The sequence below is a fragment of the Patescibacteria group bacterium genome (assembly GCA_028716665.1).
Lineage (GTDB): Bacteria > Patescibacteriota > Patescibacteriia > UBA2591 > JAQUPP01 > JAQUPP01.
Genome location: JAQUPP010000001.1, coordinates 409,956 through 426,692 on the forward strand (window position 1 = coordinate 409,956; position 16,737 = coordinate 426,692).

Annotated in this window: 19 protein-coding genes and 3 tRNA genes; 13 read left to right on the forward strand and 9 right to left on the reverse strand. The window is 34.9% G+C overall.

Going from position 1 to position 16,737, the window contains the following annotated elements:
* Positions 1–16: 16 nt before the first annotated feature.
* The 3 genes from PHF10_02035 to PHF10_02045 are packed head-to-tail and all read left to right on the forward strand — an operon-like array spanning position 17 to position 1,218.
* Entirely contained in the window at positions 17–523 is a 507-nt protein-coding gene (locus PHF10_02035) for a hypothetical protein (protein MDD5534510.1), read from the forward strand.
* Entirely contained in the window at positions 520–741 is a 222-nt protein-coding gene (locus PHF10_02040; protein ID MDD5534511.1) for a DUF1653 domain-containing protein, read from the forward strand. Before PHF10_02035 ends, PHF10_02040 begins: the two co-directional genes overlap by 4 nt.
* A gap of 3 nt (positions 742–744) precedes the next feature.
* A complete protein-coding gene (locus PHF10_02045; GenBank protein MDD5534512.1) occupies positions 745–1,218 on the forward strand; it encodes an NUDIX domain-containing protein in 474 nt (157 codons plus the stop codon).
* 72 nt (positions 1,219–1,290) lie between these two features.
* On the opposite strand, the gene PHF10_02050 is transcribed toward PHF10_02045, so the two are convergent.
* Positions 1,291–1,509: a hypothetical protein gene (locus PHF10_02050; protein MDD5534513.1), complete on the reverse strand. Its 219-nt coding sequence runs from the start codon at positions 1,507–1,509 to the stop codon at positions 1,291–1,293.
* Between the two features lie 194 nt (positions 1,510–1,703).
* Between PHF10_02050 and secD the strand changes: the two genes are divergently transcribed.
* Genes secD through PHF10_02080 form a run of 6 tightly spaced genes read left to right on the forward strand, consistent with a single transcriptional unit; the run spans position 1,704 to position 9,114 of the window.
* Positions 1,704–3,314 carry a protein translocase subunit SecD gene (gene secD / locus PHF10_02055; protein MDD5534514.1) on the forward strand — a complete coding sequence of 537 codons (1,611 nt, stop codon included), beginning with the start codon at positions 1,704–1,706 and terminating at the stop codon, positions 3,312–3,314.
* Positions 3,315–3,321: 7 nt separating this feature from the next.
* Complete coding sequence (gene secF / locus PHF10_02060) at positions 3,322–4,209, forward strand: protein translocase subunit SecF (protein MDD5534515.1); 888 nt, start codon at positions 3,322–3,324, stop codon at positions 4,207–4,209.
* 18 nt (positions 4,210–4,227) lie between these two features.
* The gene (locus tag PHF10_02065; GenBank protein ID MDD5534516.1) at positions 4,228–5,313 is read left to right on the forward strand and encodes a glycosyltransferase; all 1,086 of its coding nucleotides are present in this window, start codon (positions 4,228–4,230) and stop codon (positions 5,311–5,313) included.
* Positions 5,306–6,886, forward strand: coding sequence for a murein biosynthesis integral membrane protein MurJ (gene murJ, locus PHF10_02070; GenBank protein MDD5534517.1), 1,581 nt, complete (start codon positions 5,306–5,308; stop codon positions 6,884–6,886). The genes PHF10_02065 and murJ overlap by 8 nt, the downstream gene beginning before the upstream one ends.
* Before the next feature lies 1 nt (position 6,887).
* Positions 6,888–8,705, forward strand: a complete 1,818-nt coding sequence (gene lepA / locus PHF10_02075) for a translation elongation factor 4 (protein MDD5534518.1) — start codon at positions 6,888–6,890, stop codon at positions 8,703–8,705.
* A 4-nt stretch (positions 8,706–8,709) separates the two neighbouring features.
* The gene (locus PHF10_02080; protein ID MDD5534519.1) at positions 8,710–9,114 is read left to right on the forward strand and encodes a septum formation initiator family protein; all 405 of its coding nucleotides are present in this window, start codon (positions 8,710–8,712) and stop codon (positions 9,112–9,114) included.
* A gap of 211 nt (positions 9,115–9,325) precedes the next feature.
* Here the strand turns inward: PHF10_02080 and PHF10_02085 are convergent, their stop codons facing one another.
* A complete protein-coding gene (locus PHF10_02085; GenBank protein ID MDD5534520.1) occupies positions 9,326–10,681 on the reverse strand; it encodes a phosphoribosylamine--glycine ligase in 1,356 nt (451 codons plus the stop codon).
* A 284-nt stretch (positions 10,682–10,965) separates the two neighbouring features.
* Between PHF10_02085 and PHF10_02090 the strand changes: the two genes are divergently transcribed.
* The 3 genes from PHF10_02090 (at position 10,966) to PHF10_02100 (ending at position 13,950) form a co-directional block, all read left to right on the forward strand.
* Entirely contained in the window at positions 10,966–12,114 is a 1,149-nt protein-coding gene (locus tag PHF10_02090) for an aminopeptidase (GenBank protein ID MDD5534521.1), read from the forward strand.
* Positions 12,115–12,529: 415 nt separating this feature from the next.
* Positions 12,530–13,057, forward strand: coding sequence for a phosphatase PAP2 family protein (locus tag PHF10_02095; protein ID MDD5534522.1), 528 nt, complete (start codon positions 12,530–12,532; stop codon positions 13,055–13,057).
* Positions 13,045–13,950, forward strand: a complete 906-nt coding sequence (locus tag PHF10_02100; protein ID MDD5534523.1) for a thiamine pyrophosphate-dependent enzyme — start codon at positions 13,045–13,047, stop codon at positions 13,948–13,950. Before PHF10_02095 ends, PHF10_02100 begins: the two co-directional genes overlap by 13 nt.
* 32 nt (positions 13,951–13,982) lie before the next feature.
* Here the strand turns inward: PHF10_02100 and PHF10_02105 are convergent, their stop codons facing one another.
* From PHF10_02105 to PHF10_02135, 7 genes are all read right to left on the reverse strand, one after another.
* Positions 13,983–14,444: a hypothetical protein gene (locus PHF10_02105; GenBank protein ID MDD5534524.1), complete on the reverse strand. Its 462-nt coding sequence runs from the start codon at positions 14,442–14,444 to the stop codon at positions 13,983–13,985.
* A gap of 14 nt (positions 14,445–14,458) precedes the next feature.
* Positions 14,459–14,530 (reverse strand) — tRNA-Met (locus tag PHF10_02110).
* Positions 14,531–14,562: 32 nt separating this feature from the next.
* Positions 14,563–14,634: transfer RNA gene (locus tag PHF10_02115), tRNA-Met, on the reverse strand.
* Entirely contained in the window at positions 14,625–14,885 is a 261-nt protein-coding gene (locus PHF10_02120; GenBank protein MDD5534525.1) for a GIY-YIG nuclease family protein, read from the reverse strand. Before PHF10_02120 ends, PHF10_02115 begins: the two co-directional genes overlap by 10 nt.
* Positions 14,886–14,947: 62 nt before the next feature.
* A complete protein-coding gene (locus PHF10_02125; protein ID MDD5534526.1) occupies positions 14,948–15,208 on the reverse strand; it encodes a GIY-YIG nuclease family protein in 261 nt (86 codons plus the stop codon).
* 122 nt (positions 15,209–15,330) lie between these two features.
* Entirely contained in the window at positions 15,331–15,801 is a 471-nt protein-coding gene (locus PHF10_02130; GenBank protein ID MDD5534527.1) for a nucleoside deaminase, read from the reverse strand.
* Positions 15,802–15,812: 11 nt separating this feature from the next.
* Positions 15,813–15,900: transfer RNA gene (locus PHF10_02135), tRNA-Leu, on the reverse strand.
* 64 nt (positions 15,901–15,964) lie between these two features.
* On the opposite strand from PHF10_02135, the gene PHF10_02140 reads away from it, so the two are divergent.
* Positions 15,965–16,723, forward strand: coding sequence for an AAA family ATPase (locus PHF10_02140; GenBank protein ID MDD5534528.1), 759 nt, complete (start codon positions 15,965–15,967; stop codon positions 16,721–16,723).
* The last annotated feature ends 14 nt before the right edge of the window (positions 16,724–16,737 follow it).

The following is a 16,737-nucleotide window of genomic DNA, read 5'->3' on the forward strand; positions in this document are numbered from 1 at the left end:
TGATTTTAAAAATAAAATGAAAAAAATTAATAAAGTTTTGGAAATAATTTCGGAAAAATTAAAAAGCGTTGATTACGCTTTTATTGGTTCGGTGAATTTATATATCCAAGGTTTGAAAATTAAACCAAGAGATATTGATATTTTAACCACCCCGGAAATAATAAAAGAAATAGATGAAATTTTAAAAGAATATCTGACGAAAGAAATTTATTTTGATGAAAGCGAAGGGAGAAATTCGTTCAGAAGTTTCTATGAAATTGATGGCATGGAAATTGAGGTTTTGGGAAATGTAAATAATATTTCCAGAAAACCGGATAGTTTGAAAGATAAAATTTATATAGAGTTTGATAAAATTAAACTTCCCTGCATGCCCTTAAATAATGAATTGGATATGTATGAAAAAATCGACCGCAAAGAAAAAGTTGAAATGATTAAAAAATTTTATGAAAAAGAAAAAGTCGCAGATCTATTGACTCATCAAAAGGATAAAGAATTTTTTTTACAAATTAAAAACAAAATATGAAAAATAATATGCTTAAATTAGGAAAATATAGACATTACAAAGAGAAAGAATATGAAGTAATTGGTATCGCCAAACACAGTGAAACACTTGAAGAATTAGTGGTGTATAAAAAACTTTATGGAGACCATGATTTATGGGTGCGACCATTAAAAATGTTTATTGAAAATGTTGAAGTTAATGGAAAGAAAATGCCGAGGTTTAAATATATTGGAAAATGAGTTATGAAATATAAAATAATAGAATTTAAACCAAAACCGGGCCAGATTGACTATACAAAAGCGCGTTGGGCACCGGTGATTAATTGCGTGATTAAATATAAAGATAAGTTTCTCTTGGTTCAGCGAAGCGAGAAATTGAATTTTTATCCCGGATATTGGAATGGAATTTCCGGATTTCTGGATGACCACAAAACCTTGGCGGAAAAAGTAGAAGAAGAATTAAGGGAAGAATTAGGCATTAACAAAAAAGATATTTTACAAATTCGGCTCGGAGAAATTTTTGATCAAGACGAATTAAAATATAAAAAAACTTGGATTGTTCATCCGGTATTGGTAAAAGTTAAAACAAATAAAATAAAACTTGATTGGGAGGCGAGAAATTATAGATGGGTTGACTTACAAGAAGCGAATAAGTTAAAATTATTGCCGGGTTTTGGCAAAGTTTTGGAAAAGCTGTTATCCTGGTTAGAAAAATAAAAGTATTTTAACTGCGAATAATAAAATCAGCCCTTTTCAAGGGCTGATTTAAGAAAAAACTTTTAGGACGATTTATCCTTCAAAATGAGGGCAACGAGTTATGATTAGGGCAACATTTTCTTTTTTACAAATTTCATAAAGCATTTGTGCAATAGGGCAATTATTTTTTTCTCCTGGGTTAGATTTACAGCAATTGAAACAAAGACATTCTTTATTCCGCAAAGATTCGGTTGTCGGGTTAACCCAAACTTCTGTGTTATAGTGAACTTCTTTTTTGGGTTGTTCTTTCATTTTTCACCTCCTTTTTATTTAGAAAAGATCTGATTTTAGAATATCATAATTTTGTGAAAGCGTCAAGCTAATGAATAAAATTTAGGAGGGTTTGATCAGTAGGTTAATCCTGGGTATAAATAGTTGACTATTTTTTTGTTAATGTTAGAATAATCATATATTTATTTAAATTAAATTGTTAGAAAAAAGACATTATGACTCGTAATAAACTTTGGACAATTTTTTTAAGCATCGTTGTTTTAACCGTTTTGTCTCTTTTAGTTGATATTCCGCGTCTTCCATCTTGGGTTCCGGGACATCAATGGTTCACCAAGCAAAAAGTTCACTTGGGACTTGATTTGCAAGGCGGCACGCAATTAATTTATCAAGCCAATACTTCGCAAATTCCCGATGATCAAAAAGTTTCAGCGGTTGAAGGAGCGCGCGACGTAATTGAGCGACGGGTAAATGTTTTTGGCGTTGCCGAACCTTTAATCCAAACTGCTAAAGTGGGAGAAGATTGGCGCGTGATCGTAGAATTGCCGGGTATTAAAAATGTCAGTGATGCCATTAAAATGATTGGCGAAACGCCGACCTTGGAATTTAAAGAACAAGCTCCGCAAACAGGTGCAAGTGATCCGGCGGCAATTGCGCAATATAATCAAATGGCCAAACAAAAAGCGGAATCAATTTTACAGCAAGCGCTTCAGCCTAATGCTGATTTTAGTAAATTAGCCAAACAATATTCTGAAGATCCGGGTTCAAAAGATAAAGGCGGAGATTTAGGTTGGTTTGCCAAGGGGATGATGGTTCCTGAATTTGAAACAGCGGTTTTTGATCAATTGAAAAAAGGAGAAACGACAAAAACATTGGTCCAGACATCTTTTGGTTATCATATTATTAAAAAAGTTGATGAACGAACAAATGATAAGGGCGAAATGGAAGTAACAGCCAGCCATATTTTAATTTTAACTCAAGCTCAGACGGCTCCGCAAAATACTGATTGGCAATATACCGGTTTAACCGGCAAACAATTGAAAAGTGCAACAATGACTTTTGATCCCAATTCCAATGAACCGGAAGTTTCTTTGGAATTTAATGAAGAAGGAACAAAACTTTTCGGAGAAATTACCACCAGAAATGTTTCCAAACCTGTGGCGATATTTTTAGATGGCGTTCCTTTAAGTATCCCGACAGTTAACGAACCGATTACCAGTGGCAAGGCTGTGATTACCGGAAAATTTGATATGAAAGAGGCCAAAGAGTTGGCGACAAGACTTTCTGCCGGTGCTTTACCAGTACCAATAACATTAATCAGTCAGCAAAATATTGGACCGAGTTTAGGTAAACTTTCAGTGCAAAACAGTTTACTTGCCGGATTATTGGGTCTTTTGATGGTTATGTTATTTATGACTATTTTTTATCGCGGACGGGGATTATTAGCTAGTATTATTTTAATTATTTACGCTTTAATCAACTTGGCTTTATTCAAATTAATCCCGGTTACTTTAACCTTAGCCGGTGTAGCTGGTTTTATTTTATCTATTGGCATGGCGGTTGACGCTCAAGTTTTAATTTTTGAACGCATTAAGGACGAGGAAAGATTGGGAAAATCTTCCACCAGCGCTATTTCCGATGGTTTTGTTCATGCTTGGACAGCTATTTGTGATAGTAATATTACAACCCTAATTATTTGTTTTATTCTTTATCAATTAGGTTCAGGCACAGTAAGAGGATTTGGTTTAACTTTGGGCATAGGTATTTTAATCAGTATGTTCACGGCCATTACTGTTACCAGAACATTCTTAAAATTAGTAACTAAATAAATTATATATGTATAACATTATTGGTCATCGTAAAATTTTCTTTATTATTTCTGGCGTTATTTGCGGTTGTTCAATTTTAGCTTTGATTTTTTGGGGTCTTAAGCCCGGTATTGATTTTACCGGCGGCTCATTAATGGAGATTAAATATTCAACAAACAAACCGGTAAATTCTGAAATTGTTCAGCAATTATCTCCTCTTAATTTGGGAGAAATTAATATTCAAACCATAGGACAAAATAGTTTTGTTTTAAGATTTAAAGAAATTAATGAGGACACGCATCAGGCTGTTTTAAGGGCATTAGGCAATAACGCGGAAGAATCTAAATTTGAATCCATTGGTCCGATTATTGGCGGAGAGTTGGTGAGAAAATCTCAATGGGCTATTATTTTAGCTTTAATGGCAATGTTTCTTTATATTGCTTGGGCTTTTAGAAAGTTGGCTAATTTCTCCCGTCAGGGCGAATATTGGAGATATAGTAGTGGGGCTATAGTTGCTTTGCTGCATAATGTTTTAGTAATGTGTGGTTTTTTTGCTGTTTGGAGTCATTTTAAAGGAGTGGAAATTAATGCTAATTTTATTACCGCTATTTTAACTGTTTTGGGTTATTCTATTAATGATACAATTGTGGTTTTTGACAGAATCAGAGAAAATGTTTTGCTTTATGGCACTCGCAGCATGGAAGAAACAATCAACAAGAGCATCAATGAAATAATCGTTCGATCTTTAAATACGGGCATGGCTGTAATTTTAGCCTTGATTGCGATTTATTTATTCGGTGGAGTTTCTCTTCAGGATTTTGCCATTGCAATGATCATCGGTATTAGTGTCGGAACTTATAGCTCCATTGCCATTGCCAGCCCATTTTTACTTTTATTTAGGAAATCCGCAAAATAATTTTTTAAGAATTTTGGTATGCGCGTAGCTTTGATTCATGATTTTTTAACTCAATATGGAGGCGCGGAAAAAGTTCTGGAAGTGTTCCATGAAATTTGGCCCGAAGCGCCGGTTTTTACTTTGCTCTATGACAAAGATACGATGGGCAAGCATTTCAAAGATTATGATATTAAAGTTTCACCCATTCAAAATTTGCCTTTCGGCGTTAAAAAATACAGATGGTATCTTCCGTTAATGCAGGCGGCGATTGAAAGATTTAATTTGAATAATTTTGATTTGGTTATTTCCAATACTTCGGCATATTCCAAGGGAGTGATTACCAAACCTCATACCCGTTTTATCTGTTATTGTTTGACTCCAACTCGTTATTTATGGTCAGATACTTATGAATATCTTGAAGGCTTGACCGGAGCAGAGCGATTGGTGAAAAAATTTTTGCCTTCAATATTGACTGATTTGAGAAAATGGGATTTTATTGCCGCGCAAAGACCGGATTTCATGATCGCTATTTCAAAATTTGTCGCTCAGAGAATTCAAAAATATTATCGCCGTCAACCGGAAACGATAATTTACCCCCCGGTTGATACGGATAAATTTCATATCTCAAATGAAATAGGCGATTACTTTTTAATGGTTTCGCGATTCAGACCTTATAAAAAAGTTGATTTGGTTATTCAGACTTTTAATAAATTAAAAATACCTTTAAAACTTATCGGTATTGGCGAAGACAAAGCAATGAGAAAAATCGCCGGTCCGAATATAGAATTTTTGGGTTTTGTTTCAGAGAAAGAAAAAGCTCATTATTTATCACATTGCAAAGCGTTTATTCATCCACAAGAAGAAGATTTCGGTATTACGGTTGTTGAAGCAATGGCCAGCGGTCGACCCGTAATCGCTTATAAAGCGGGTGGCGCACTTGAAACCGTGATTGAAGGAGAAACCGGAGAATTTTTTGACGAGCAGAATTGGGAAAATTTAGCCGAAACCATTATTAAATTCAAACCGGAAAATTATAATCCGGAAAAAATCCGTTCTCATGCTTTGAAATTTAACAAAGAAAGATTTAAAAAAGAATTTTTAGAATTTATCAATTCCCATGTTTAAAAGATTTTTTAAATTGGAATCAACCGTTGCCGGCGGAGCAATAATTATTGCTCTTTTTTCTATTTTGAGCCGCTTGCTCGGGCTCTTGAGAGATCGTTTATTAAGCGCTCATTTTGGCGCCGGTAAAATTCTGGACGCTTATTATGCCGCTTTCAGATTGCCGGATTTGGTTTTTAATACTTTGGTTTTAGGAGCGCTCTCGGTTGCTTTTATTCCGGTTTTTTTGGAATATTTTGCCAAAGATAAAAAAGAGGCCTTTAAAGTTGCCAATTCCTTATTAAATATTTTATTGACAGCCATTTTATTTTTAGTGGTTGTCTTTTTTATTTTTGCTCCCGTTTTGACTAAATTAATGGTGCCGGGTTTTGATTTGGAGACCAGATTATTAACCATTAAATTGACAAGAATAATGCTGATTAGTATTTTATTTTTTACAATCAGCAATATCGCCGGCAGTATTTTAAATTCTTTCAAAAAATGGTTAGCTTACAGTTTGGCATCAATAATGTATAATTTGGGAATTATTTTCGGTATTGTATTTTTGGTGAAAAAAATGGGATTTGTCGGTTTGGCTTGGGGCGTGGTTCTGGGCGCGTTTTTACATCTTTTAATTCAAATTCCAAGTCTTTTTAAAACCGGTTATCGGCCACAATTTATTTTCAATTGGCGACATCCGGCTGTTAAAAAAATCAGTGTTTTAATGTTGCCTCGTTGTTTTGCTTTGGGGATCAGGCAATTTAATTTGATTGCCACCACTTTTATTGCTTCTTCAATTGCCGTTGGCGCGGTGGCTGTTTACAATTTGGCTTTTAATTTGGTCAGTTTTCCAATCGGTATTTTTGGCGTTTCTTTGGCCTTGGCTGTTTTTCCGGTTTTAAGCCAAAGTTTTATTGACGGAGATAAAGCTCTTTTTACCCATCAAATTTCTAAAACAATAAGAAGAATTTTATATTTGATAATTCCCGCTACGGCCTTGTTTATTATTTTAAAAACTCAAATAGTCAGATTGATTTTAGGAACAGGCGCTTTTTCTCAGCAAGACATTATTTTAACCGCTCAAGCTTTGGCTTGGTTTTCAATTTCTTTATTTTCTGAAAGTTTAATTCCGGTTTTTGCCAGAGCTTTTTATGCCATTCAAGATACGAAAACTCCGACCATTATTGCCGCAGTCAGTTTTGTGATAAATATTATCGGTTGCATTATTTTTGGACACTTGATGAAAATCAGCGGTTTGGCATTGGCTTTTTCAATTTCTTCCGTTATAAATATCGGCTTGCTTTATTTTTATCTTAATAAAAAAATCGGCGATTTCGGAAAAAAAGAAATATTTTTATCATTTGGACGAATTATTTTTGTTTCTCTGGCTATGGCGAGTTTTGTCCAGATTATAAGTCATAAGATGGCATTACTGCTAAATCTACAAACTTTTACCGGCGTTTTAATTCAAAGTACTTGCGCTTTGATCGGCGGTATTTTATTTTATTTGATTATTACTTTTATTTTGCAATTTCCGGAAGTGGAAATTGTTCATCAATTTGTTGTTAGAAAATTTAAGTTTCGTTCTAAAAATTAATATGGAAACAAAACGGGTGCGCAATTTTTGCATTATCAGTCACGTAGATCACGGCAAATCAACTTTAGCCGATCGTTTTTTGGAATTTACTAATACAATCACCAAAGACAAAATGAAGCCCCAATATTTGGATTTGATGCCGCTGGAGAGAGAACGAGGCATAACCATTAAGCTTCAGCCCGTAACCATGAAATATTCTTATCAGGGAGAGGTTTATACTTTTAATTTGATTGATACACCCGGCCATGTTGATTTTTCTTATGAAGTTTCGCGTTCTTTAGCCGCGGTTGAAGGAGCGATTCTGTTGGTTGATATAAGTCAGGGGATTCAAGCTCAAACTTTGGCAAATCTTCATTTGGCCAAGAAACAAGGATTAACCATTATTCCGGTTGTTAATAAAATTGATTTGCCTAATTTTGACTTGGAAGCTGTGAAAGAAGAATTGGCGAATCTTTTAAATATTGATAAATCTGAAATTATTTGCATTTCCGCCAAAAAAGGAATCGGCATAGAAAAAGTTTTGGAAGCGGTGATAAAAAAAGTTCCTGAGCCGAAAGATGAATCAAAACAATCTTTTCAAGCTCTTATTTTTGATTCTCATTTTGACGAATATAAGGGAGTGCTTTTGCATGTCAGAGTGTTTAAAGGAGTTATTAAAATAGATAATAGAATTAAATTATTGGGTAGTGGAGTGATTTTTCCGACCCTGGAAGTTGGTATTTTCAGTCCAAGTCTAAAAAAACAGGATAAACTTGAAGCGGGCGACATCGGTTACATAGTGACCGGTCTTAAAGAAATTGAAAAATGTCGGGTCGGTGATACGGCCGCTTGTTTTCCATCCCAGATAACCGCGCTTGAAGGTTATAAAGAACCGCAACCAATGGTTTTTGCCAGTATTTATCCAAAAGAAGGAACCAAAAAAGAATTATTGCGCCAAGCTTTAAGCAAATTAAAATTAAATGATGCCAGTTTGACTTTTGAGCCGATCGGCTCAGTGGCTGATCAATCTGTCTTTGGAATGGGATTCAGGGTCGGTTTTCTCGGACTTTTGCATTTGGATATTGTAAAAGAAAGATTAAAAAGAGAATATGGACTTGATTTGGTTATCACTTCGCCGAGCGTATCTTATAATATAAAATTAAAAACAGGAAAAAGTAAACTTATTTATTCACCGACGGAATTTCCAGATCCGAGTCAGGTTGATAAAATCGAAGAACCATGGGTTAAGATTGATATTGTCACGCCGATTACCTATATCGGTTCAATTATGGAATTGTTAAGAGGATATTTGGGGATTTTCTTGTCATTGGAATATATTTCCGGCGAAAAATATGGGAAATTTCAGAGGGCCGTTCTTCATTACGAAATGCCATTAGCTTTGCTTTTGGTTGATTTTTACGACAAACTTAAAAGTATAACCAGCGGTTATACTTCTTACAGTTATGATTTTATGGGCTATCGGCCGACCGATGTGGTTAAACTGGACATATTGGTTGCCGGCGACGTAATAGAGCAATTATCCAGCATTGTTTATAGAGATTGGGCTCTTCGTTCAGGCCGCAGAATTGTCGGATCCTTGAAAGAAATTCTGCCGCGTCAGCTTTTCGAAGTTAAACTTCAAGCCGCGGTTGGCGGAAAAATTTTAGCCTCGGAAAAAATATCACCTCTTCGTAAAGACGTGACGGCGAAATTATACGGAGGCGACGTGACCCGCAAAAATAAATTATTGGATAAGCAAAAAAAAGGAAAACAAAAAATGGCGCGCTTGGGAAAAGTTGATATTCCACCAGAAGCATACTTGGCTATCATAAAAAAATAGATTTATGATAAAGAAGAAATCAAATTTTAGAAAAATAATTGCTTCCAGAAGTTTGTTTTATTTATTGATATTAGTTTTAATTTTCAGTTTGATAACGGCGATCCAAGAAATAAATCAGCAGATAAAATTGAAAAAAGAACTTTCAAAATTGGAAGCCCAAAATTCTTTATTGGAAAAAGAGAATAAAGAAGCCATTGATAAAATAGAGAAAATGCAAACTGATTATTTTCAAGAAAAAGTCGCTCGTGAAAAATTAGGCTTGCAAAAACCGGGAGAGCAGGTAGTGGTTATAACTTCTCAAAATACTCAAACTGACCAGACAGCAAAATCAATCAACAAAAGTTTTAATGAAAAAATATCTAATTTGAAAAACTGGTTTAATTATTTTTTCCCAAATTCTTCCCGCTAAAAGCGGGACTAGAATTTGGAGAACCCTCACACCAAACTTAACATTAAACTTTTTATTTTAAACTAATAAAGCCGTAGGCGTTTCGCTCTACGGCTTTATTAGTTTGGATAATATAACGATGAGTTTGGTGTGCGGGGTTTAAATAAAAGTATTATAAATAATAAAATCGGAAGTTAAACTTCCGATTTTATTATTTTCTAAATTACTGATTTTAGTAAAGGTATCCCCAGGTTTGCAATTTGTCCGAATCTTCAGACCATTTTGATCCGATATCAACCCGATAAAACATATTGGGCACCATAATATTTTTAATTCTTGAATAAACTTGTTCTCTGGCGTCGTCCATGGTTGTGCCGGAACCGGTAACAACCAACAAGCATCCTGAATCACCGGCAACTCGCCAAGCGCCCTCTGTCATTTTAACATCTTCTATATGAATGCCGTCCAAGTTGTCTGGTTTTTTGAAAAGTATCGGTAAGTCTTTATAAGTTTCAATTACTGATTTATCACTGGTAAAATAAGTTGGAAGCATAATTCTTGTTCCAATTTGAAATCCTTTTTTTGTTTTTAATTCAAAATTTTCTCCTTTGGCCAGTTTTTCCAGCCATTCGCCGGTTGGAGTGGTTATTCCCTCCAATTGAATTTGAAGGATTGGATAACCGAAGCGAGATGTAAATTCAAGGGGATAAATACCTCGTCCATTAACTATACAATTTAAATCAATATAACCGCGATAACCGGATTGCGCCAAGGCGGGTTTCATTTTTTCCAAAGTTGCTTCAAAAATGGGATTGGTTTTAGCCCAAAATACAGCTGTACCCATTTCTCCGGTAAAAGGACCAAGGTCTCCGGGGAATAATCTTTTGTGTTCAAAATTGACAATAACCGGTTTAATGAATTCTTGACCGTTGAAAAATGCTCCTACGGCAATTTCTACACCGGAGACGCATTTTTGAAGTTGGAAGACCGGTGCTTTTTTTTGCCAAACTTCTTTATTTTTTTCAAGCAAAGCTAAAATGTCGCGGCCATCATCCTCTTGTCCTAAAAATAACAATCCCTTGCCGCCGGACGGAGTATTACCGGAAGGTTTAAAAACATAAAGGCCGGGATTGGTTTTAATAAAATTAATTGCCTCGTCATAATTTGAAAAATTATAATGAGGCAGAATGTTAATTCCGTATTTTTTTAATTCTGTTTGTCCGAATTCGCGATCTATTTCCAATTGATCAGTGTAAACAGAGCCGCCGATAACAGGTTTTCCGGCTTGGCGCAATTTTTCCGCATCAGGTCCGAATTCCACGTCGTCGAAAATAACAACATCGCACCAATCTACATATTTTTTCCAATCATCAATTTTTTCTACGAATCCGTCATAAGCATCTGCATCTGATTTGGCTTTAATATAGCATTTAACTTCATGTCCTTCTTTTTTTATTTGCCAAGCCAAATCGCCGCTTAAACTTTCCAATGAAATGAAAAGAAATTTTAATTTTTTCTTTTCTTGACTTCCATTAGTTTCGGAGATTTTTTCAGAACTGTTATTTTGTTTTTTTATTTCTTCTGTCATAATATTTTTAATTGTAAATCTTTTTTAACTATTCGTCAAAATTTTTTATGTGGATAAGTATGAAAAATTTTATTTAACTTGACCCCATCACATTGGAAATTATAAAAATTACTGTCTTTCGTTTTTTATATACATGTTAATTTCTAATCTGAATTGGATATTTATTTTAATTTTTACTTTTTAAATCGTAATTTTCAAGAAAGACAATAATTTCCTTGTGATGGGGTTGACAAATTGAATTTTTTTGCTAACCTTTAAATATAAGATAAAAATAATTTAAACATATGTTTAAAGAGAAAATATTTTCTGAAAATCAAACAGAGAAAGAATCAGAAATTTTATTTTTGGGAAAAATTGAAGTTGCTAAAAAATCTTTAGAAAATTCTTTAAAATTAAAACCGGAAGAAAAAGTTTTATTTCTCAAGGATGAGAAAACCAATCTCGAAGTAGCTTCAATCTTAGAAAAAGCAGTTAGCGAGATAGGTTCTGAATTTCAAGAAATTTTATTGGATAAACAAACCAGAAGAGAAGAGATAAAAGAACTGCTTAAAAAATTCAAAGTTGTGATTGATGTATCTGAGAAAATGTACCCGGCTATTGATAATCTTTCAGACAAAGACATTGTAGAATATGGCAACCGCCTTTTGACCATTTTGGATCTGGGGGTTGATGCTTTTAAAAAAGATGGAGCATTAGATGAAAATTTAGATGATTTAGAGTATAGGCTTAACAAAATGGAGGCGGTTTTGAAAGATGCCAGAGGTTTTAAGATTACTTCAAATTACGGGACAAATTTAGAAGTAGGATTGCGTCCATCTCATGAAAGACGGTGGTTTAAAGACGGGGGAGTTTTGGATAAACCTGGTCAATGGGGTAACTTTGTGGGTGGAGAAATTTTCACTACACCCGACGAGAGAACAGTGAATGGAATTTTAATTTTACCTGTTTTAGAATCAATTATTACCTCGGATCAAGGAGTTGACGAGTTTGTTAAGATTAATATTAAAAATGGATTAATTGCTTCTATCGAAGGCGGTAAATCAGCCGAAAAATTGAAGTCTGATTTAAAAGAGGATATGCAAGATGAGGTTAAAGAGAGCGGTAAACCGTTAAATGTTTTAAGAGTGGCGGAAATTGCATTTGGAGCAAACAGTAAGGCTCGGAGCACTGTTTCTGACCCCGAACAACCTTATGATTTTCCGGGTGTTTCAATAATTGAAGCGGAAAAAAGATTTGGAACAATGCATCTTGCTTTTGGTGATTCTAAGCATGGAGAGAAGGGTACTGAAGGATTTGAGACGGCTACTTCGCATTATGATTTTGTTATTCCAAGAAATGGTTTAACGGTTGAAATGTTTACCAGAGAAGAAGATTGGAAAAAGAAAAATAATGGTAAAAAAATAATTTCAAACGGCGGTTTAAATTTTTTCTAAAATAAAAAGTATTGACAAATTTTTATTTTTTTGTTATTATCAAGCGAGTGAGAGAAATGAAAATAATAGATTTTCATTTCCGATCCGCCAGTTGGCGGAGCAGATATCAAATGGTTTAATAACCTTTATTATAAAATTAAATAAAAAGGAGGTGAAATGAGTAAGAAAAAGGCAGGATCGTCAGGGGGCGACAAAAGGATAAAGGAGTTGAATTATTTTCGCCGCAATCTGGTTAAGGGCGATATTAATCTGCGAAAGACTGATATCTCAAGACCTGTAAAACGGACATTGCAAAATTATTCACGCAGAAACGGATATTCAAAATAATGTGATTGTGCCCCGTATAAAACGGGGCACTTTTTATATAATCAACTTGTCTACAAACTGATTATCTGATATAATAATTTTAATTGATATGGACTATTTTTTATTGATAAAAATTAATCATTTGGCCGGCGAGTGGATTGCATTTGATCAATTTGGCATTATTTGCGCTGATGGGTTGATTTTCTTTATCCCCCTGATTATTCTTTTGGTTTATTATTTATCACCCAGAAGAAAAGAAATCAGTTTAATGGTTTTAAAAATAGTCGGAACTATCGCTTGCGGGCTCTTGATAAATAATTTTATTGGTTTATTTTGGCATCGTTTCCGTCCTTTTGTGGACCATAGAGAGGTTTTTCAGTTGATTAAATTTTTAGCCAGCCCGGAAGATTATTCTTTCCCGTCATATCACACGACTATCAGTTTTATCATGGCTCTGACCGTATTTAAAGATTGGAAAAAATTCGGCATAATTTTATTGGTTTTAGCTTTATTGGTTGGCATTAGTAGAATTTTTGTCGGTGTTCATTGGCCAACTGATATTTTAGGAGGCATTATATCAGCAATTTTAAGCGTATTTATCACTCAAGCTATTTTTAAAAAATTATGGAAACTCTAAAAGATTTATTAAAAAAACCGGAACATTTTGCGCCCGGTCATCGAACTTGCCGCGGATGCGCTATCCCGATTATTGTTCGGTCTGTTTTGCGAGCAACTGATAATCCAGTGGTGGTGGTTAATGCCACGGGATGCATGGAAGTTACGACCACTCTTTATCCTCAAACTTCCTGGAATATGCCTTATATGCATAATGCTTTTGAAAACGCGCCGGCAACCATGAGCGGTATTTTGGCGGTTTATCAGCATTTAAAAGAAAAAAAGAAAATTCCTGAAAATGTTAAATTTGTTGTTTTTGGCGGTGACGGTTCCACTTATGATATCGGGCTTCAATCACTTTCCGGAGCATGGGAAAGAGGAGATAATTTTTTATATGTTTGTTATGACAATCAAGTTTATAGCAATACCGGAGGACAAAGATCTTCTGCTACGCCACTCGGCGCTTCAACTTCAACTACTCCGGCCGGAAAAATAGAATCCAGAAAAGATATTATGAAAATCGCCGCGGCTCATAATTTGCCTTATTTGGCTCAGGCCGCAATTCATAATTGGTTTGATTTGCACCAAAAAGCAAAAAAGGCCTTTAATACCAATGGCCCGACTTTTTTGAATATTTTATGTCCTTGCGTGGCGAATTGGAAATATAATTCCGATTTGACTGTGAAAATGTCGCAACTTGCCACAGAAACTTGTTTTTGGCCGCTTTATGAAATAGAAAATGGCGTTTACAAATTAAATTATCAACCAAGAGAAAAACTTCCGGTTGAAGAATTTCTAAAATTTCAAGGAAGATTTAAAAATTTATTTTCTTCCAAAGATAAAAATAATTTAATTAAGATTCAGCAGGAGATTGATAAAAGGTGGCAGGAACTGACAGGGAAGTGTCCAAGGTAAAAAAAATATCCGCCGAAAAGGCGGATATTTTTTTACTTCGCGAGTTTTTGACTCGTCTTTTTTTTGAACAAAATTAAAATTAAACAAATCAGAAAAATTATTTGAATGGCGCACAAAAAGACGGGGTTATTTATTTTCTCCGGACAATGAATAATTTGATGTAAGTTATAAAATCCTTTTAAAAATTTTAAATTTAACCCATAATAAAAAAAAGTAAGTATGTCCGGCAGGGCAGATCCTAAAATTGCCCAGTAAATTTTTAGAGGATGAGTAGTCCGAGTAAAACGAAAGAAACAAAAGATAAAAATAATTGAAATAAAAATATCTATCAATGCCGCATAGTAAAGATATTTTTGGATAAAAATTCCTTCATCAACATGAGTAATTGCGTCGAGTAAAAAATGTGATAAAAATCCAAACAAAAAAGCAAGAAACGGATTTGACGCGTACTTGCCAATAAAGATGCCAACAGCAGTGTGAACAGTTAAGGTCATAAATATGATATAAATAGCAGGGGCGGGGATCGAACCCGCGACGGCACGCTTATGAAGCGTGTGCTCTACCGCTGAGCTACCCTGCCATCATTTTGTTAAGACCTGCTTAAAGTTTTAATTGCGGGGGGGGGATTCGAACCCCCAACCTCCAGGTTATGGGCCTGGCGAGCTGCCACTGCTCTACCCCGCGTCATTAAGAAATCGATTAGTTATTCTTTTCTTTTCCAAATATCCTTTTGTCGATTTTAGAAAATATTCTCTTTTATAAGCTTCGTTTTTATCGGAATATTCTTCATGATAGACTAACTTCCATGGTCGGCGAAATTTTGTCGCCCAATCTTTGCCACGTTGATGTTCACTAAATCTTCTCTGTAAGTTAGATGTGCAACCGATATAAAATTTATTATCTTTTAAACTTTGTAATATATAAACGTAATACACAATAGATTTTAATTTATGGGCCTGGCGAGACCCGAAGGGTGGCCCTTGGCCCTGCCACTGCTCTACCCCGCGTCATTAAGAAATCGATTAGTTATTCTTTTCTTTTCCAAATATCCTTTTGTCGATTTTAGAAAATATTCTCTTTTATAAGCTTCATTTTTATCTGAATATTCTTCATGATAGACTAACTTCCATGGTCGGCGAAATTTTGTCGCCCAATCTTTGCCACGTTGATGTTCATTAAATCTTCTCTGCAAATTAGATGTGCAACCGATATAAAATTTATTATCTTTTAAACTTTGTAATATATAAACGTAATACACAATAGATTTTAATCTATGGGCCTGGCGAGACCCGAAGGGTGGCCCTTGGCCCTGCCACTGCTCTACCCCGCGTCATTAATCTATAATGATACCTTAAATTTAATATTTCAGCAAATTGAATTTTAATATCGTGTTTTATTTTTTATTGACTTCCATTTTTTAAAAGGTTCCAAACATTCTTGTCGATTAACTTGTTTTGTTGTAACTTGTTTTCTTTTTGCCGTACCTTTTATGGCGTCATAAATAAATTTATCATCAAAGCCGATATTCGCCGCATCTTGTTGAGTGCAGCCATAATATAATTTTTTTATTTTTGCCCAATGAATAGCGGCAAAACACATTGGACAAGGCTCACATGAAGAATATATTTCACAATCAGAGAGATCAAATCTTTTAAGTTTTTTCGTGGCTTTTCTGATAGCAACAATTTCGGCATGAGCCGTCGGATCATTAGTCTTGATAACCTTGTTGTGACCCCGAGATATAATTTTTTTATTGCGTACTATCACTACTCCAAAAGGGCCACCATCTTTTGTTTTTAGCGCTTTCCATGCTTCAAGCACGGCAATGCACATAAATTTATTTTTCTCCATAATTTTTTTTATGGTGCCGCGGGAGGGAGTCGAACCCTCATGGGCGTAAAGCCCATACGATTTTGAGTCGTACGCGTATACCAGTTCCACCACCGCGGCATTCACAATATTTTAACATTTTTTTAAATCTTGTCAAACGTTTTAAAAGTGATAAACTAAACTTGTGAAAATTATCAGTGTTGTCAATCAAAAAGGCGGTACGGCTAAAACCACCACCTTAATAAATTTATCAGCTTATCTTGCCCGATTCGGCAAGAAAGTTTTGATTATTGATTTGGATCCGCAAGCCAATGCGAGTTCAGGATTGGGCGTGAGCGCGGAAAACAGAGACAAAGGGATTTATGAAATTTTAAGCGGAAAGATTCCTTTGACCGAAGGATTAATAGAAGTTAGAAAAAATTTTTGGCTTATTCCGGCAAATGAAAATTTAGCCGGAGCGAATATTGAAATAGTCAATTTGGAAGACAGAGAATTCCTTTTAACAAAAGCGCTTAAGCCTTTGGCAGATGATTTTGATTTTGTATTTTTTGACACTCCGCCTTCACTGGGATTAATGACCATTAACAGTTTAGTTGCTTCAAGTAGCGTTTTAATTCCAGTTCAAGCTGAATATTTCGCCCTGGAAGGATTGGGACAGCTCTTGAATACCATTAATTTGATAAAAGAAAATTTAAGACCGGATCTCAGTGTTTTAGGAGCAATCCTGACAATGTATGACACGCGCGGTAAATTGTCAGCTGATGTCTGGGAAGAATTATATAAATTTTTTCCGCATAAAATTTACAGAACAGTTATTCCTCGCAATGTTTATTTGGCAGAAGCGCCGAGTTATGGCAAAACAATTTTAGAATATGCTCCTCGATCTCGCGGAGCAAAAGCCTACCATCGTTTAGCCAGAGAGTTTGTTTTTCACAATAAATAAAAATTTTAAATAAT